General features: G+C 67.0%; 15 protein-coding genes. 14 read left to right on the forward strand and 1 reads right to left on the reverse strand.

Annotated features, from left to right (window positions below; genetic code table 11):
- The first annotated feature begins 38 nt into the window (after positions 1 to 38).
- From C666_RS08020 to C666_RS08075, 12 genes are all read left to right on the forward strand, one after another.
- Complete coding sequence (locus tag C666_RS08020) at positions 39 to 1,328, forward strand: YeaH/YhbH family protein (protein ID WP_004336461.1); 1,290 nt, start codon at positions 39 to 41, stop codon at positions 1,326 to 1,328.
- Entirely contained in the window at positions 1,325 to 2,863 is a 1,539-nt protein-coding gene (locus tag C666_RS08025) for a SpoVR family protein (RefSeq protein WP_004336462.1), read from the forward strand. Before C666_RS08020 ends, C666_RS08025 begins: the two co-directional genes overlap by 4 nt.
- A 77-nt stretch (positions 2,864 to 2,940) precedes the next feature.
- Positions 2,941 to 3,438 carry a sigma-70 family RNA polymerase sigma factor gene (locus tag C666_RS08030; RefSeq protein ID WP_004336464.1) on the forward strand — a complete coding sequence of 166 codons (498 nt, stop codon included), beginning with the start codon at positions 2,941 to 2,943 and terminating at the stop codon, positions 3,436 to 3,438.
- A gap of 12 nt (positions 3,439 to 3,450) precedes the next feature.
- Positions 3,451 to 4,440, forward strand: a complete 990-nt coding sequence (locus tag C666_RS08035; protein WP_004336465.1) for a FecR domain-containing protein — start codon at positions 3,451 to 3,453, stop codon at positions 4,438 to 4,440.
- A gap of 200 nt (positions 4,441 to 4,640) precedes the next feature.
- Positions 4,641 to 4,937 (forward strand): hypothetical protein, encoded by a 297-nt coding sequence (locus C666_RS08040; protein ID WP_004336466.1) that lies wholly within the window; start codon positions 4,641 to 4,643, stop codon positions 4,935 to 4,937.
- Between the two features lie 63 nt (positions 4,938 to 5,000).
- Positions 5,001 to 6,383, forward strand: a complete 1,383-nt coding sequence (fumC, locus tag C666_RS08045) for a class II fumarate hydratase (RefSeq protein WP_004336467.1) — start codon at positions 5,001 to 5,003, stop codon at positions 6,381 to 6,383.
- A 158-nt stretch (positions 6,384 to 6,541) separates the two neighbouring features.
- Entirely contained in the window at positions 6,542 to 9,088 is a 2,547-nt protein-coding gene (locus tag C666_RS08050) for a TonB-dependent receptor (RefSeq protein WP_004336468.1), read from the forward strand.
- A gap of 10 nt (positions 9,089 to 9,098) precedes the next feature.
- Positions 9,099 to 9,662, forward strand: coding sequence for a hypothetical protein (locus tag C666_RS19310; RefSeq protein WP_004336469.1), 564 nt, complete (start codon positions 9,099 to 9,101; stop codon positions 9,660 to 9,662).
- A gap of 13 nt (positions 9,663 to 9,675) precedes the next feature.
- Complete coding sequence (locus C666_RS08060; RefSeq protein ID WP_004336470.1) at positions 9,676 to 11,187, forward strand: PepSY-associated TM helix domain-containing protein; 1,512 nt, start codon at positions 9,676 to 9,678, stop codon at positions 11,185 to 11,187.
- A 38-nt stretch (positions 11,188 to 11,225) separates the two neighbouring features.
- Positions 11,226 to 11,735: a sigma-70 family RNA polymerase sigma factor gene (locus C666_RS08065; RefSeq protein ID WP_004336471.1), complete on the forward strand. Its 510-nt coding sequence runs from the start codon at positions 11,226 to 11,228 to the stop codon at positions 11,733 to 11,735.
- Positions 11,728 to 12,687 (forward strand): FecR domain-containing protein, encoded by a 960-nt coding sequence (locus tag C666_RS08070; protein ID WP_004336472.1) that lies wholly within the window; start codon positions 11,728 to 11,730, stop codon positions 12,685 to 12,687. Before C666_RS08065 ends, C666_RS08070 begins: the two co-directional genes overlap by 8 nt.
- Before the next feature lie 112 nt (positions 12,688 to 12,799).
- On the forward strand, positions 12,800 to 15,196 hold the full coding sequence (locus C666_RS08075) for a TonB-dependent siderophore receptor (protein WP_004336473.1): 2,397 nt from the start codon (positions 12,800 to 12,802) through the stop codon (positions 15,194 to 15,196).
- A 183-nt stretch (positions 15,197 to 15,379) separates the two neighbouring features.
- Here the strand turns inward: C666_RS08075 and C666_RS08080 are convergent, their stop codons facing one another.
- Entirely contained in the window at positions 15,380 to 15,769 is a 390-nt protein-coding gene (locus tag C666_RS08080; protein ID WP_004336474.1) for a DUF1090 domain-containing protein, read from the reverse strand.
- A 162-nt stretch (positions 15,770 to 15,931) separates the two neighbouring features.
- On the opposite strand from C666_RS08080, the gene C666_RS08085 reads away from it, so the two are divergent.
- Positions 15,932 to 16,522, forward strand: a complete 591-nt coding sequence (locus C666_RS08085) for an RNA polymerase sigma factor (RefSeq protein ID WP_211206727.1) — start codon at positions 15,932 to 15,934, stop codon at positions 16,520 to 16,522.
- Positions 16,519 to 17,532, forward strand: coding sequence for a FecR family protein (locus C666_RS08090; RefSeq protein WP_004336478.1), 1,014 nt, complete (start codon positions 16,519 to 16,521; stop codon positions 17,530 to 17,532). The genes C666_RS08085 and C666_RS08090 overlap by 4 nt, the downstream gene beginning before the upstream one ends.
- Positions 17,533 to 17,605 lie beyond the last annotated feature (73 nt).

Raw genomic sequence — 17,605 nt, forward strand, 5'->3', positions numbered from 1 at the left:
GCCCCCCGCCGTTGCCGGCTTCGGCCTGAGGAGGGGGCATGGTCCGCATCATCGATCGACGCTTCGACAGCAAGAATAAGAGCGCGGTGAATCGCCAGCGTTTCATGCGTCGTTTCAAGCAGCAGATCCGCAAGGCGGTGTCCGGCGCGATCGAGGGGAGATCGATCCGCGACCTGGAAAACGGCGAACAGGTCGCCATCCCCGCACGCGACCTGTCCGAGCCCTCGCTGCATCACGGCCGGGGCGGCATCTGGGAACAGGTGTTCCCGGGCAACGACCAGTTCAGCGCCGGCGACCGCATCAACCGCCCGCTCGGCGGCGGAAGTGAAGGCGCCGGCCAGGGCAAGGCAAGCGACGAAGGAGAGCACGAGGACGACTTCATCTTCCAGCTCTCGCGCGAGGAATTCCTCGACCTGTTCTTCGAGGACCTCGAACTGCCGCACCTCGTGCGCACGCAACTGGCCAGGGTCACCGAATACAAGACGCAGCGCGCCGGCTTCACGTCCGACGGCGTGCCGGCCAACATCAACATCATCCGCTCGATGCGCGGCGCGCTCGGGCGCCGCCTGGCACTCGGCTCACCCTACGTCGGCCGGCTCCGCGAACTGCAGCAATCCCTCGACGAAGCCCTCGCCCGCTGCGGCGAGCCCCCCACCGAGGACTGCGAGGAAACCGAGGAGGTACGCGCACTGCGCCAGGAGATGGCGCTGCTGCGCGAACGGATCGAGCGCATCCCCTTCATCGAGCGCTTCGACCTGCGCTACAACAACCGCGTCAGGATTCCGTGCCCGACCACACAGGCGGTGATGTTCTGCCTGATGGACGTGTCCGGCTCGATGAGCGAAGAGCGCAAATCCACCGCCAAGCGCTTCTTCATGCTGCTCTACCTGTTCCTGACGCGCAGCTACGAACACATCGAAGTCATCTTCATCCGCCATCACACCATCGCCAAGGAGGTCGACGAAGACGAATTCTTCCACTCGCGCGAATCCGGCGGCACGGTCGTGTCGAGCGCACTGGTGCTGATGCGCGACATCCTGCGCGAACGCTACGCCAACGGCCAGTGGAACATCTACGGCGCCCAGGCTTCGGACGGCGACAACTGGGACAACGACTCCCCCGTCTGCGGCCGGCTGCTCGGCGGCGAGATCCTGCCCTGGTGCCAGTACTTCGCCTACATCGAGATCACCGCCGGCGAACCGCAGAACCTGTGGCGCGAGTACGCCAGGATTGCCGGCGAGCATGGCCACTTCGCCATGCAGCGCATCGAATCGCCGGCCGACATCTATCCGGTGTTCCGCGAACTGTTCAAGAAGACGATCACATGAAGCGCACATCCGCCCGCAAGCCCGAACCCCTGCCGCGCGGCTCGGAATGGTCGATCGAGAGCATCGACCGCTACCACACCGAGATCGCCCGCGTCGCCGGCCACTACGGGCTCGACACCTATCCGGTACAGATCGAGATCATCACCGCCGAACAGATGATGGACGCCTATGCCTCGGTCGGCATGCCTGTGAACTACCACCACTGGTCCTTCGGCAAGCATTTCCTCGCCACCGAGAAAGGCTACCGCCGCGGCCAGATGGGGCTGGCCTACGAGATCGTCATCAACTCCAACCCCTGCATCGCCTACCTGATGGAGGAAAACACGCTGCCGATGCAGGGCCTGGTGATCGCCCACGCCGCGTACGGCCACAACAGTTTCTTCAAGGGCAACTACCTGTTCCGCACCTGGACCAACGCCGACGCGATCATCGATTACCTGATCTTCGCGCGGAACTACATCAGCCAATGCGAAGAGCGCCATGGCGAGGAAGAGGTCGAAACCCTGCTCGACGCCTGCCACGCGCTGATGAATCTCGGCGTGGACCGCTACAAGCGTCCGCCCAAGCTCTCGCTCGCCAAGGAAAAGCTGCGCCAGCGCGAACGCGAGGACTATCTCCAGAGCCAGGTCAACGACCTGTGGCGCACCCTGCCCGCGCACGACGTCCGTTCGGGCCCGCACGACGAACCGCGCTTCCCGCCTGAACCCGAGGAGAACCTGCTCTACTTCGTCGAGAAGAACGCCCCGCTGCTCGACCCCTGGCAGCGCGAGGTCGTGCGCATCGTGCGCAAGATCGCGCAGTACTTCTTTCCCCAGCGCCAGACCCAGGTCATGAACGAAGGCTGGGCCACCTTCTGGCACTACACCCTGCTCAACCACCTGTACGACGAGGGCCTGCTCGCCGACAGCTTCATGCTCGAATTCCTGCAGTCGCACACCAACGTGGTCCATCAGCCGCCCTACAACGCGCACTGGTACAACGGCATCAACCCCTACGCGCTCGGTTTCGCGATGTGGCAGGACATCCGCCGCATCTGCCAGGAGCCGGACGACGAGGACCGCCGCTGGTTCCCGGAGATCGCCGGCAGCAACTGGCTGGAAACCTTCGATTTCGCCATGCGCAATTTCAAGGATGAGAGCTTCATCGCGCAATACCTGTCGCCCAAGATCATGCGCAGCTTCCGCATGTTCGCGGTACTCGACGACGACCGCGACGACAAGCTGAAAGTCTCCGCCATCCACGACGAGGCGGGTTTCCGCCGCGTGCGCGACATCCTGTCCGAGCAGTACAACCTCGGCGCGCGCGAGCCCAATGTGCAGGTATGGAACGTCGACCTGCGCGGTGACCGCTCGCTCACATTGCGCCACCAGCGCCACCAGCGCCGCCCGCTGAGCGACGCCACCGCCGAAGTCATGAAGCACCTCGCCCGCCTGTGGGGCTTCACCGTGCGCCTCGAGACGATGGCCGCCGACGGTCCGGTGGAACTGCTCGCCGAGATACGCAACGAAAGGCGGCGCTTCGGCAGTGGAGACTGAGGCCCATTGCGATTAATAATGAGAATGGATAGCATTTGCCAAATCCATCACTTGCACTCCTTGCCGGGCTCTTCCCCATGGCCGACGATGTACTCCGCCGCAGCCTCACCACGCTCTACGACGAACACCATGCCTGGCTGAAGAACTGGCTGCAGCGGCGCCTGCCGTGCGACGACCAGGCGGCCGATCTCGCCCACGACACCTTCCTGCGGGTACTCGCGCAGCGCGAGCCCGTCGCGCCGGACGCCCCGCGCGCGTTTCTCACCACTGTCGCGCAACGCGTGCTCGCCAGCCATTTCCGTCGCCAATACCTGGAACAGGCCTGGCTCGAGACACTTGCCCAGCAGCCGGAACTCGTCGCCGTCTCCGAAGAAACCCGTGCCCTGTGGATGGAGACCCTGTATGAAATCGACCGCCTGCTCGACACCCTGCCGCCGATCACCCGCAGGGCCTTCCTGCTCTCCCAACTCGATGGCGTGGGCCATGCCGGAATCGCCGCCGAACTGGGCATCTCCATCGCCACCGTCAAGCGCCACATCGTCAAGGCCGGCACCCTGCTCTACTTCGCCCGCTGACCCGCCCGCCCGATGAACGCCGCCGCCGAAGACGCCACGCCCCGCATTCCGCCGCACGTCGCCGAAGCCGCGATGGAATGGTGGGTGGAGCTGCAATCAGACCCGGTCACCGACGACATGCGCGCCGCCTGTCTGCGCTGGCGCGGCGCCCGCCCGGAGCACGAGCAGGCCTGGCAGATCATCGCCGCCGGCCACAGCCGGCTGCATGCCAGCGCCCTGCCCCCCGCGCTCGCCCACGCGGCACTGGGCGCTCCGCGCGGCAAGCCGGCACGCCGCAGGGCCATCAAGGCACTCGCCGTACTGGTCTTCGCCGGCGGTGGCGCGTGGGGCATACATCGCCGGGACATCGCTTCGCAGTGGTTTGCCGACTACCGCACGGGCACCGGCGAACGCCGCGACATCGTGCTCGCCGACGGCACCCGCGTCACCCTCGACACCGATACCGCGCTCGACATCCGCTTCGGCGAGCACGAGCGCCGCCTGCATCTGCGCTCGGGGCGCATCCACATCGACACCGCCCCGGATGGAGATTCGCGCCGCCCCTTCTTCGTCGACACGGCCCAGGGCCGTGCCCAGGCGCTGGGCACGCGCTTCACCGTGCGCCAGGACGACGGCGCCAGCCACATCGCGGTGTACGAAGGCTCGGTGGCGCTGATCCCCCGCCACGGCGGCGGCCTCACCCTCGGCCCCAGCGAACAGACACGCCTGCATCCGCACGGAACCGATGCCCCGCGCCCGACCGACGACCGCGACACCGCCTGGCGGCAAGGCATGCTCATCGTCTCCGCGATGCGCCTGGACGATTTCATCGCCGAACTCGGCCGCTACCGCAGCGGCTGGCTGCACTGCGATCCGCAGGTCGCGGCCCTGCGCGTTTCCGGCTCCTTTCCCCTGGCTGACACCGACCGCGCCCTCGACGCGCTGGCCAACACCTTGCCGGTGGACATTGTTCGCCGCACCCGCTACTGGGCGGCAGTCCGCCCCCGTGCGGCGCCGGGCTGAAACGGCGCGAAAGAAAGCCGGCAGGCTGCAAGAAAAAACCGCCGGCGCTTGTCTACTCAAGATTCATTCACAATAATGATTCTCATTTCTAAATCAACCTTCAGCGTGGCTACCGCGTGCCTCCTAACCTCGACCGCAAACAACGCTGGCTCTGGTCCGCAATCCGTATCCGTTGCGCCCTGCAGCCCGACGAACCACGCTTGATTCCGCACCACCTGACCGAAGGCCTGGCTCTGGTCCGCTGGGCCAGGCTATCGGCCTGGGACGCGGCCTGGCGCTCGACCGAACTGCTGGCCTGCACCGCGGCCGACCGCGCCTTGCCCATCCACTGGCGCCATCTGTGCCTCGATCATGTGCACCAACCCCTCGCGCAACTGGCCTGCTGCGCCCGCAGCCCGCAGCAACAGGCCCGGCTGGCCGCGATACGCTGGCGCGTCGCCACCCTCGATCTGTTGCCGTCCATATCGCTGGACGGTCCGGACTCGCCCATCGCCTAGCCGATGGTTCCACCCGGCAGGGTCACCCCCGCCCCTTTCACCCAAGCACAGGAGCCTTTCTCAATGACAACACGCCAGGAATACGACACCTTTGGCGCCATCGACGTCCCTGCCGCCCGCCTGTGGGGCGCGCAAACCCAGCGCTCGCTGATCAACTTCGCCATCTCCACCGAACGCCAGCCCGTGGAGCTCATCCACGCCCTGACCCTGGTCAAGCGTGCCGCGGCGCAGGTCAACCACAACCTGGGCCTGCTGCCGGCCGACAAGACCCAGGCCATCATCGCCGCCGCCGACGAAGTGCTCGCCGGCAAACACCCGGACGAATTCCCGCTCGCCGTATGGCAGACCGGCTCCGGCACGCAGACCAACATGAACGTCAACGAAGTGCTCGCCAACCGCGCCAGCGAGCTGCTGGGCGGCGAACGCGGCGAGAAGCGCGCCGTCCACCCCAACGACGACGTCAACCGCAGCCAGTCGAGCAACGACGTCTTCCCCACCGCGATGCACGTCGCCGCCACGCTTGCCTTCAGCCAGAAGCTGCTGCCGGCCCTGTCCCGCCTGCACGCCACCCTCGAAGAAAAATCCCGCACCTTCGCCGACATCGTCAAGATCGGTCGCACCCACCTGCAGGACGCCACCCCGCTGACGCTCGGACAGGAGATCTCCGGCTGGGCGGCGCAACTCGTGCACGGCGAACGCCACCTGCGCGCCGCGCTGCCGCACCTGGCCGAACTGGCGCTGGGCGGCACCGCCGTCGGCACCGGACTCAACGCCCCCAAGGGCTACGCCGAAACCGTGGCCGCCGAGATCGCCCGCCTGAGCGGGCAGGCATTCGTCACCGCGCCCAGCAAGTTCGAAGCCCTGGCCAGTTGCGATGCCCTGGTGCACGCCCACGGCGCGCTCAAGACACTGGCCGCCAGCCTGATGAAAATCGCCAATGACGTGCGCTGGCTCGCCAGCGGCCCGCGCAGCGGCCTGGGCGAGATCTCCATCCCGGAGAACGAGCCTGGCTCCTCGATCATGCCGGGCAAGGTCAACCCGACGCAGAGCGAAGCCGTCACCATGCTCGCAGCCCAGGTCATGGGCAACGACGTGGCCATCAACATCGGCGGCGCCTCAGGCAACTTCGAGCTGAACGTGTTCCGCCCGATGGTCATTCACAACTTCCTGCAAAGCGTGCGCCTGCTCGCCGACGGCATGAACAGCTTCAACGACCACTGCGCCGCCGGCATCGAGCCCAATCGCGCCCGCATCACCGAGTTGGTCGAACGCTCGCTGATGCTGGTCACCGCGCTCAACCCGCACATCGGCTACGACAAGGCCGCGCAGATCGCCAAGAAGGCGCACAAGGACGGCAGCAGCCTGCGCGAAGCCGCGCTGGCGTTGGGCCACCTGTCGGCCGAGGACTTCGACCGCTGGGTCGATCCGGCCAAGATGGTCGGCTGAAATCCGGCTCCAGCGCCTCGGCCGGCCGCGATGGGGCCGGCCGAGGCGGCTTCGGGCGATTTTCCCGATCCCGTCGATTTTTTTTCACGGCGGATGAGCTGTTTTCGTTTCTCGTGCGACAGACAGGGTGACGCCACCTGTCCAAGGAGAAACCCACGATGCAATCCGCCCGCGAAACGCGCGCCCGGCAAACCGCCCCCCTGCACCGCACGGCCTGCGCCGCCGCAGTGCACACCGCGCTGATCACCCTTTGCCTGGCAGCGCTGCCCTCCGCAACGCCACCGGCATACGCCGCCGACTCCGCGCCGGCCCAACTCCAGAGCTATGCGATCCCCGCCGGCCCGCTCGACGCCGCCCTCGCCCATTTCGGCCATGCCTCCGGCGTGCTGCTCAGCTACCCGCCCGCGCTGGCCGCCGGGCGGCACAGCCCTGGCGTCAGCGGCGAGCACAGCGCCCCCGCCGCGCTCGCTCGCCTGCTCGCCGGCACCGGGCTGGAGGCGGTGCCCCAGTCCAATGGCGGCTACACCTTGCGCGCCGCCTCGCGCCCGACTTCCGGTGAGGCCACCCTGGCACCGATGACGGTGACCGCCACGACCGAGCGCAGCGCCAGCACCGAGGGCAGCGGCCGGTACGGCAGCAACGTCGGCACCACGGCGTTGCCGTTCAACGCCACGCTGCGCGATACGCCGCAATCGATCAGCATCATCAGCAGCCAGATGATCGAGGACCGCAAGATCGACCGCCTGTTCGACGTCATCCAACAGGCGACCGGGCTGGCGGTGAACCGCTACGAGAGCAACCGCGGCAGCCTGTTCGCGCGCGGTTTCAACATCAACAACTACCTGATCGACGGCGCGCCGACCGGCATCAACGAGCAATGGAGCGCCGGCGAAGTATTCAGCAATACGGCGATCTACGACCGCGTCGAGATCCTGCGCGGTTCGGACGGCCTGATGACCGGCGTCGGCAATCCCTCGGCGATCATCAACATGGTGCGCAAGCGGGCCGACAGCAGGGTGTTCAAGGGCTCGATATCGGCCGAGGTCGGGAGCTGGTCGCAACGCGGCCTGACGGCGGACATCAGCACGCCCCTGAACGAAAGCGGCTCGACCCGCGTGCGCGTCGTCGCGGATCACGACGCGGGCAACAGCTACGTCGATCGGCTGAAGAACCGCGAGCAGATCTTCTACGCCACGATCGAGCAGGACATCGGCGACCGCTCGCTGCTCTCGGCCGGCATCAGCCGCCAGGAGAACGACACCAAGAGCCCGACCTGGGGCGGCGTACCCGGCTGGATCGCCAGCAACGCCAACGATGCCGTCCAGTCGGACTGGAGCCGCAGCATGACCACGGCGCCGCACTGGTCGTACTGGGATTCCGACTACACCAACTGGTTCGCCCGCGGCGAGCACGATTTCGGCAACGGCTGGCGGGTCAAGGCCGGCTATACGCGGGGCGACCGCAGTTCGGAAGCGAAGATCGCCAATTTCTACCAGTACGGCTCCCTCCATCCCGTCTTGGGGACCTCCTTCATCCATCAGGAACTGTTCCCCGGCTTCAGTTACAGCCTGCCGATGTCGGGGTATGCGGGGCTTTACTATGTCGACAACACGAAGGAAGACGTCAACATCCAGGTCGAGGGCGAATTCCAATTGTTCGGGCGCGAACACCAGCTCGCCTTCGGCTACGATGATTCCCGCGAGCGCCTGAAGACGATCGGCAATCCGGGCAATACCGGCTCCGCGGTGTTCCCCGCTCCGAGCCTCTACACCTGGGACGGCCATGGCTACGAGCCGGCCTATACCTATCCCGTGGGCAGCGGCGGCATCTACATCAACCAGAAGGTCGTGCAAAAGGCCTGGTTCGTGGCCGGCCGGTTCTCGCTCGCCGAACCGCTCAAGCTGATCCTCGGCACCCGCGTGATCGATTACAGCGTGATCGACTACAAGGACCGCAACAACGATTTCACGTCGGACAACGAGACGATTCCGTACGCCGGTGTGGTCTTCGACCTGACCCGCAACCTGTCGGCCTACGCCAGCTACACCACCATCTTCGAGCCGCAAAGCAAGCGTGATGCGAGCAACAAGCAACTGGCACCGATCGAGGGCAACACGCGCGAAATCGGCCTGAAAGGCGCTTTCTTCGACAATCGCCTGAACGCCAGCCTGTCGGTATTCGAGATGCGGCAGGAGAACGTGGCGCGGGCCAGCGGCCGGATTCCCGGCATGACGCCGCCGCAGACCGCCTATGCCGAAGTGGACGGGGTGGTCAGCGAGGGATTCGAGGTCGAGATCGCCGGTGAAATCCGCCCGGGCTGGAATGCCAGCGTCGGCTATGCCAAGTTCCGCGCCGAGGACGCCAGCGGTACGGAGCTGAATTCGCTGATGCCGCGCCAGCAGTTCAATGCCTTCACCAGCTACCGCCTGCCCGGCGCCTGGAACGGACTCACCGTCGGCGGCGGTGTCCGCTGGCAAAGCAGGACCTACGCGGATGCGTTGTTCCTGCCCGGCAAGAAGCTGGAGCAGAAAGCCTATTCCGTCGTCGACCTGATGGCGCGCTACGAGATCGACAAGCAATTGTCGCTGCAGCTCAACATCGACAACGTACTCGACGAAAAGTACTTTTCGCCCCCCGAAAGCGGCCTCGAGGTCTTCTGGCAGGAGCCGCGCAATGCCCGGTTGAGCCTGAAGTACCAGTTCTGACGGGCTGATCATGGCGCTTCCCGTCGTCGCGGCAGTCGCCGCCGCCGTCGCCTTGTCGCTGGCCGGGCTGCTCATTGCGTGGCGCGCCTGGCGCGGCGGCCGCACACGCGGTCCGGCTGCAGCGGCAGCGCTGTGCGCCTGGGCGGCCTCGACCGGGCTGTGGATCTTGGCCTTCGGCGCCGAAATCGGCATCGCGCTGGCGCTGGAAAGCGGCTCGCTGCTGGCCTTCGTCTTCTTGCTGACGCGGATCGAACACCAGCCGCCGCGCGCCGCCCGGGAGCGCCCTCCCGCCGGCGCGCAGCCGGCCTTTCCGCCAGCGCGGCGAGGTATCGCGTTGGCGTACACCCTGCTCGCCGGCCCGCTGGCCTTCGCCGCGGCACTTTCCCTCGGGCTGCTGATGGCGCTCGAAGCGCCCTTTCACGAACAGACCCGGCTCATCCTCGGCGGCCTGGCGGTGCCCTCGCTATGGGCGGGGATGATCATCGCCGCCGTCGCGCTGCGCCGCCCGGGCGCCACCGCGATGGTGTTCGTCCTGATCATCGGTACGGCCATGGTGGCCGTGCTGGCACGCTGAGGTAGCGTAATCGATGTCGTCACGCAGCCTGATTTCCAACACCTTCACCCGGGCCATGCTGAATGCGCACCAATGGCTGGGCATCCTGTTCTGTACGCTGGTCTGGCTGGTCTGCGTCAGCGGCACACTGGGCGTGCTGCTGGACGAATTCGCGCAATGGGAGGCCCCCTCCGCCCCGCGCGTCGAACAGGCCGACGGCACATTGTTCGCACATGTCGCCACTGCCGCATTTGCCGAGGCGCGCGCCCAAGGCGCCGACCACGACCTTTTCGTGCTCGGCCCAACGCCCGAACTGCCCTGGCTGCGGATATTCGCCCTCGGCGAGCACGAAGGTGCGGCCGAACCGCCTCATCTGGAATGGCTGGCCGACACCGGGGGCACGCTGCACCCGATGCCGCACACGCCATGGACGACCTTCGTGCGCGATCATCATGAACGCCTGCACCTGCCGTCGCCCTATGGCGCCTGGGCGGTGGGTGTCGTCGGCACGCTGCTGCTGGCCAGCCTGTTCTCGGGCCTGCTCGCGCACCGCCGTATCTTCCGCGACGCCTTCCGCCTGCGCCGGGGCGGCTCGCAACGGGTTGCCGATGCCGACCTGCACAACCGCATCGGCGTCTGGGCGCTGCCCTTTCACCTGATCGTGTCGCTGACCGGGTCGCTGCTCGGCTTATCCGGCCTGATCGTGATGCTGCTGGCGCTCGCCGCCTACCAGGGCGATCAGGACAAGGCGATCGCGGCGCTGCTCGGGCCTCAGCCGGGCAGTGACCTGAGCGCGGCGCCATTGCCGGAAATCGCGCCGATGCTGCGTGAAATCGAACGCCTCACACCTGGCGCCACGGTCATGAACCTCATCTACCAGCATGTCGGCACAGCCGGGCAGACCGTCTCGATCAGCACCGCCGAACCGCACCATCTGGCGCGCAACGAAAACTGGACCTTCGACGGCGAAGGCCGCTTTCTGGCCAAGGCCGGGTTCACCGACGGCAGTATCGGCATGCGCATCTACGGCATGATCCAGCCGCTGCATTTCGGCACCTATGGCGGCATTGCCCTCAAGCTCGTGTATGTCGCGCTGGGCATCGGCATGTGCATCGTCGTCGCCACCGGCCCGGCAATGTGGCTCGCGCGCCGGCGCGGCCAGGGGCGCCCCCTGCCGCGGACCGAAAAGCTGTGGGCAGCACTGGTGTGGGGACAGACTGCGGCCTACGCAGCAGCGGCACTGGCGGCGATTGTCGCGGCCGAAACCGGCCCCGCCCTGCCGCTGGGCGTTTACTGGGCAGTGACGCTGGGTTCGGCGCTGGCGTCGCTGCAGCTACGCGATGAACGGCAGGCAGGCCACCTGCTCCAGAGCCTCGGCGGGATTCTGCTGATCGCGCTGGCGCTGTGCCACCTGCTCTACTGGCCGTCGCAAGCGATGGCCGGCCGAGCCATCGATGGAGCGCTGCTTGGCGCGGGTCTCGTGCTGCTCCTGCACGGCCTCCGGCGGCTTCGCCCGGGCCAGATGAATAATGATTCTCGTTTATAATCCAGGCACTTTCCGCCCAATGCCAAGCAAACCATCCGATGGAACCCCGTCCCGCCGAGATCGACGCCCGGTTCGAGCAACTCTACGCAAGTCATCACGGCTGGCTGCGCGCCTGGATTCGCCGCCGCCTGGAATGCGCGGACCAGGCCTGCGATCTGGCGCAAGACGTATTCATCCGCGTGCTGACGCAGCGCCGGCCCGATGAACTGCGCGAACCCAGAGCCTACCTGAGCAGCATTGCGCGCAGCCTGATGGTCGACATGTTCCGCCGGCACAGCATCGAGCAAGCCTACGCCGATGCCCTCGCCGTGCGTGCCGAAGTAACCGAACCGTCGCCGGAAGTCCGCCATCAGGTCATCCAGACCCTGCTCGAAATCGACCGCCTGCTAGACGAACTCGGCGAGCGCCCGCGCGAGATATTCCTGCGCGTGCAGCTCGACGGCCTCAGCCTGGCCGAAGTCGGCCGCCAGATGGGGCTGTCCGCGAACACCGTGCGCAAGCACTTCATCCGCGCCATGGCCCGGTGCCTGGCCCTGATCGATGACTGAAACGCTGGCTCGCCGCCCGGACGCCGCCACGCTGGAACGCGCCGCAGCCTGGTACCTCGACCTGCTCAACGCCGCGCCGGACGCACCGCAACACCAGGAACACGCCCGCTGGCTGGCGCTCGACCCCATGCACCGGCAAGCCTGGGAACGCGTCCAGCGCCTGCAGCACACCTTCGGGCAGTTGCCCGGCGCCATCGGCCGCGACACCTTCCAGTCCGCACGCGCCAGCCGCCGCCAGCTCATCAAGAAGCTCAGCGTGCTGCTGATGGCCGGCGGCGCCGGCACGCTGGCCTGGCGGCAAAAGGAAACCATCCAGGCCCTGGCCGCGACGCACCGCACCGCCACCGGGGAACGCACGGAAATCACCCTGACCGACGGCGGGCATCTGCAACTCAACACCGCCACCGCGCTGGACGTGCGCTACGGCGCCAGCCAGCGTGAAATCCGCCTCCACCACGGCGAAATCCTCGTCACCACCGCGCCCGACCCTCAACGGCGCCCCTTCATCGTCCGCACCCGGCACGGCAGCATCCGCGCCCTGGGCACCCGCTTCGCGGTACGCGCCGATCGCGGCGGCAGCCTCGTCCAGGTGTTCGAACACGCCGTGGAGATCCGCCCGACGGACAGCACCGACGCCCTGCTGCTGGAAGCCGGCCAGCAGGCCCGCTTCTCCGCCACGGCGACACAAGCCACTACAGCGCTCGAAGCCAACGCCGACGCCTGGAGCAAGGGCCTGCTGGCCGTCGACAACTGGCCGCTCGGCCGCGTCATCGACGAACTGGCGCGCCATCACAAGGGCCACCTCGGCTGCGACCCGGCCATCGCCCAGCTCACCCTGTCCGGCGTGTTCCACCTCGACGACATTCCCGGCGTGCTGCAGAACCTGACGGCCACGCTGCCCATCCGGGTCGTCTACCGCAGCCGCTACTGGGTGCGCGTCATCGCCGCCTGAAGGCACGCAAAAATATTATCGGCAGGTGTTGTTGATTCGCGTTTCTCGAACGACTTGAAGGCATGAGCGCCCCATGCGCGCCATGCCATCCACTCTTCGAGGAACCTGCAACATGAGCAAACACCCGCCCAAACTGCTGCGCCCGCTGGCGCTCGCCCTGCATCTCGCCTTCCTCGGCACGGCCGGCGCCACGCTGGCACTGCCCGGCACCGCGCGGGCGCAGGAGGCTGCCTTCGACTTCGCCATCCCCGCCGGCCCGCTGCAGAGCGCGCTGACGGCGTTCTCCGCGCAGACCCGGATCAACGTGTCCTTCACCCCCGAGATCACCGGCGGCGGCAGACACAGCCCCGGTGTGCAAGGCAGCCACACCGCCGCCCAGGCGTTGAGCCGCCTGCTCGCCGGCAGCGGGCTGATCGCGCTGCGGCAGGGCAACGGCTTCACGCTGGAACGGGCGCCGCAGAGCGGCGGTTATGAAACCCAGCTCGTACCGGTCACCGTTACCGCCGGAGCCGATCGCAGCGGCACCACCGAAGGCACCGGCAGCTACACCCAGCGCGGCCCGAGCCGCACCGCCACCGGCCTGTCGCTGAGCCTGCGCGAAACGCCGCAGTCGGTCACCGTGATGACGCATCAGCGCATCGAGGACTTCAAGCTGGAAACGCTCACCGAAGTGCTGGAGCAGACGCCCGGCATTGCCGTGCACCAGTACGGCACGGCCGTCGGTTACCAGGCGCGTGGCGCGGCGGTCAATTTCCAGACCGATGGATTCCGGCAGATCTCCGGCGGCTGGAGCTATTTCGGCGGCATGCACTACGACCTGGACGACCTGACGGACATCGACCGCGTCGAGGTACTCAAGGGCTCTGCCGGCCTGACTGCCGGCTACGGCTACGCCGGCGCCACCGTCAACCGCATCCGCAAGCGGCCGACACAGGAATTCCAGGCGAAAGCCGGCGTTAGCGCAGGGCGCTGGGACAAGCTGCGCGCCGAAGCGGACCTGAGCGGCCCACTGAATGCCGCGGGCACGCTGCGCGGCCGCATCGCGGCGGCCGCGGGCCGGGGAGACACCTTCCGCGACGGCGAAACACAGCGCTTCCGCACCGTGTTCGGCACGCTGGAGGCCGATATCGGCCCCGACACGCTGCTCAGCGGCGGCATCACCTACCGCAAGCGCGAACACCGCGGCATCGCCTTGTACGACGCCATCCCCGCATACCGGGGCGGGCAGCACCTGACACTGGCGCCACGCTCGTTCAACCTGGGAACGCCCTGGTCGGGGTACGAGCAGGAGACGACCAGTCTCTTCGCCCGGCTGGAGCACCGCTTTGCCACCGGCTGGACAGCCAGCCTGCATGTGTCCGACGAGCGCATCGAGACGCCCGAGTTGCTGTTTGGCTACATCAGGTGGCCGGGGACCGCCAACCAGAACCACTACCTGAACGCCGAAAACCGCAATTCGGCCATCGACTTCGAGCTGAAAGGGCCGTTCGAAATGTTCGGCCGCCAGCACGAGTTGCGCATCGCCGCCGGTGCCGCACGTTCGGATTCCGACATGGACCGCGCCAACGGTACCTACGGCGTCCCGCTGGCCGACTTCGGCCTCGATTATGCCCAGGGCGGCTCGGCGTTGCCGAAGTTTGCGGACATGTCCCAGTGGACCTACGACCCCGATCACTTCAGCCACCGCCAGCGCTACGTGTCGGCCGCCGGCCGCTTCTCCCTCGCCGAGCCGCTCAAGCTGATTGCGGGTGTACGCGTCACCGACTATCGGCTGTCGAGCTTCGGCGGCCAATGGATGACCTACGCGTTGAAGGAATCGGGTGTGGTGACGCCGTATGCCGGGCTCGTGCTCGACATCGACGACGACATTTCCGTCTACGGCAGCTATGCCAACATCTTCGAAGCGCAGACCGCGCAGGACGAACAGGGTCACACCTTGCCGCCGCGCGAAGGCCTGACCTACGAGGTGGGCGCCAAAGGCGAATTCTTCGGCAAGCGCCTGAACACCAGCATCAGCCATTTCTGGGTCAGGACCGACAACGAAGCCGAGGCTTCCGGCGGCCGCACACCGGGTGGCGCGACGGCCTACCGCCCCGTCATGGGGGCCTCGCGGCGCGGCTATGAACTGGAACTCTCTGGCGAGCTGGCGCGCGGTTGGCAGGCCCAGGGCAGCTATGTGATGAACGACAGCAGCCTGAGCACCGCCAGCCAGTATCCCAAGCGCCAGCTCAAGCTCGCCACCACCTACCAGCCCTGGCACCGGCTGACCATCGGCGCCTCGACCCGCTGGCAGAGCAAGACCAGCGGCGGGGAGCTCGCGCAAGACAGTTTCTGGCTGCTGGATCTGATGACCCGCTACCAGATCAACGACAAACTCAGCATCAGCGCGAACATCAACAACGCACTGGACAAGGAGTACTTCGGCGGCATCGTCAGCGACTGGCAGGGCGTGGGCTACACCTGGGGCACGCCGCGCAGCTTCAACGCGAGCCTGCGCTACGACTTCTGACCCTCCACCCAACCATAGCTCAGCATGCGCAGGGCGGCTCGAGACCCGCCGCATGCGGACCATCGGAAACAAATGCAACGCCTTCGTCGGCCGAAGCGATCATGCGTTCGTTGCCGACGATGCGCGCCTCCACTTTCTCGGCATCCCCGGGAAGATGGACGATAACCCCACTGTGATCGGCCCCTACCGACCAAGCGCCTCCCTGGCACGGCGCAGTTCGTCGCGCGCTTCGGCAAGCTTGGCCTCGCGCTTGGCGATCTTGTCCGCGTCCTTGCCTTCCGCACGTGTTTCGGCCAGTTCGCGCTCGCGTTCGGCAACCTTCTCCGCCGCTTCGGCCGCATCACGCTCACGCGCCTGCCGCAGCCCTTCCGGTGTGCAGTTGGCCTCTGCCGCAGCCAACGCTCGTTCCAGCCCGGCGAGGCGATCGCGGTTCCCATGCACGCGGGCATGCTCGATCTGGCTTTCGATGTCGCGACGCTTTTCCAGGCATGGATCGCTATCGGCCGCAATCAGCGTCGCAGGTGCAGAAACGGCCGCCACTGCCAGCAGCGTCAGAATGGTTTTTCGTCTCATGGCTTCAACACTCCTGCATTCGGGATCGAGGCTGGAATCGTCGCATGTAACCGGACGGGACGGAAACGCTCCGCACCGTTCTGCGCCCTGGCTTGTTCGGACGAAACACCCATACAATGATAAGAATTATCATTCACAAGCTTGTTTCCCGGCTTTCCGCACGTGTCGTCCTCGATTTCCACCATAGCCGAAGTGCTCACGCACTACCGCGAACTTCAGCGCTTTCTCAGCAACAAGCTGGGGAACCGCTTCGACGCGGAAGACATCGCCCAAAGCAGTTACGAACAACTCTTGTCTTCGCTGCAGGGCAGGCGCGGCGCCAGCATCGAGTCGCCCCGCGCCCTGCTGTTCCGCATTGCCCGCAATCTCTGCGTCGACCACTACCGCAGCCAGCAGACCGCCCGTGACTGGGCAGCCGGGCATGCCGCCGCCCAGGGTCTGCAGGCAGCCCCCGCGTCCGACTACATTGCCGCGCAGCGCCAGATCATCGAACGGGTGGTGGCCCAGTTGATGCGCCTGCCCCGCGCCCGGCGCGAGGTCTTCATCCTGTTCCGCGCCTACGGCATGAGCCGGACCGAAATCGCCACCCGCCTGGGTATCCAGGAGAGCACCGTGGCCAAGCATGTGGTGCGCGCCACGCTCGACTGCGCGCACATCTTCGCCGAACTCCAGGCCAGCTTGCCGGAACACGTCGAACCGGCCAATGGCTACCGGGACGCGGATGACGGGCCCGGCGGGCAGGACAGCCGATGAATGCCCGCATCGACGAACGCCTGGTGGAAAAGGCCCTGCGCCTGATCGCCCGGGCCGCCATCGACACCCCCGAAGCCACCGCCAGAGCCGAAGCCGAACTCGCGCGCTGGCAGGCCCGTTCGCAGGAAAACGCCGCGGCCTGCCATGAAGCCCGGAACCGCTGGCAAATGCTCGGCAACATGGCTCCCGATCTGCGCGAACATTTCGACGCCCCGCCGGCAGGCCTCCCACAGCCAAGGCGCAGGCAGATTCTCGCCCTGCTGCTCACCGGCGGCGCCACGGGCCTGCTCGGCGGCAGCGCATGGTGGTACCGGCAGCACGAAACCCTGCTTGCCCGCGATTATCGCAACAACACTCGCGACCTCCTGTTGGCCGAACTGCCCGACGGCCCTGCCGGCCGGCCCGGCAGCCGCCTCCAGCTCGCGCCCGCCACCCACCTGCGCGCCAGCCTCAGCCGCGCCGCCCGCAGCGTGGCACTGACCGGCGGCGAAGCCTATTTCGCCATTGCCCCCGATGCCGCGCGCCCGTTCCGGGTGCGCACCCGCGCCGGCGACATCGAAGTCGTCGGCACTGCCTTCAGCGTGTCGGACCGCGGCGCCACGGTCGACATCGCCGTCGAACACGGCCACGTCCGCTTCACCCCCCGCGCCGAAGGCTTCGCGCGCCTGCCGCTGTTCGGCCCACCGGCCATCGACCTGCATGGCGGCGAAGCATTGACCCTGCACGATGGCCACCCCGAAACCGTCCGCCCGGTCGCCCCCGGGCAAATCGCCGCCTGGCGTGACGGCTGGCTGGTTTTCGACGACATGCCGCTGGCCGACGCCTTGCCCACCATCAACGCCTACCGGCAGCAGCCCATCGCGCTCGCCGACCCCCGCACCGGCATGCTGCGCCTAAACGGCCGCTTCCGCGCCCAAGACCCGCACAGCCTCGTCCGCGCCCTGCCCGCCATCCTGCCGCTGGACGTGGAAACACTCGACGACGGCAGCGTTCAGCTGACGGCGCGGTGACGCCGAGGCCCGGTGACGAATTGAAAACCGAAAATCCCCTGTCTCCGTTTTTCCCGCCCAAACGTCTTCTGTT

Origin of the sequence: Thauera linaloolentis 47Lol = DSM 12138 (assembly GCF_000310205.1) — a bacterium.
GTDB classification, from domain to species: Bacteria; Pseudomonadota; Gammaproteobacteria; order Burkholderiales; family Rhodocyclaceae; genus Thauera; species Thauera linaloolentis.

Bases quoted from the DNA above. Each gene is read 5' to 3' on its own strand.
- C666_RS08020 (WP_004336461.1), top strand. From the start codon at position 39: ATGGTCCGCATCATCGATCGACGCTTCGACAGCAAGAATAAGAGCGCG.
- C666_RS08025 (WP_004336462.1), top strand. From the start codon at position 1,325: ATGAAGCGCACATCCGCCCGCAAGCCCGAACCCCTGCCGCGCGGCTCG.
- C666_RS08030 (WP_004336464.1), top strand. From the start codon at position 2,941: ATGGCCGACGATGTACTCCGCCGCAGCCTCACCACGCTCTACGACGAA.
- C666_RS08035 (WP_004336465.1), top strand. From the start codon at position 3,451: ATGAACGCCGCCGCCGAAGACGCCACGCCCCGCATTCCGCCGCACGTC.
- fumC (WP_004336467.1), top strand. From the start codon at position 5,001: ATGACAACACGCCAGGAATACGACACCTTTGGCGCCATCGACGTCCCT.
- C666_RS08050 (WP_004336468.1), top strand. From the start codon at position 6,542: ATGCAATCCGCCCGCGAAACGCGCGCCCGGCAAACCGCCCCCCTGCAC.
- C666_RS19310 (WP_004336469.1), top strand. From the start codon at position 9,099: ATGGCGCTTCCCGTCGTCGCGGCAGTCGCCGCCGCCGTCGCCTTGTCG.
- C666_RS08060 (WP_004336470.1), top strand. From the start codon at position 9,676: ATGTCGTCACGCAGCCTGATTTCCAACACCTTCACCCGGGCCATGCTG.
- C666_RS08065 (WP_004336471.1), top strand. From the start codon at position 11,226: ATGGAACCCCGTCCCGCCGAGATCGACGCCCGGTTCGAGCAACTCTAC.
- C666_RS08070 (WP_004336472.1), top strand. From the start codon at position 11,728: ATGACTGAAACGCTGGCTCGCCGCCCGGACGCCGCCACGCTGGAACGC.
- C666_RS08075 (WP_004336473.1), top strand. From the start codon at position 12,800: ATGAGCAAACACCCGCCCAAACTGCTGCGCCCGCTGGCGCTCGCCCTG.
- C666_RS08080 (WP_004336474.1), bottom strand. From the start codon at position 15,769: ATGAGACGAAAAACCATTCTGACGCTGCTGGCAGTGGCGGCCGTTTCT.
- C666_RS08090 (WP_004336478.1), top strand. From the start codon at position 16,519: ATGAATGCCCGCATCGACGAACGCCTGGTGGAAAAGGCCCTGCGCCTG.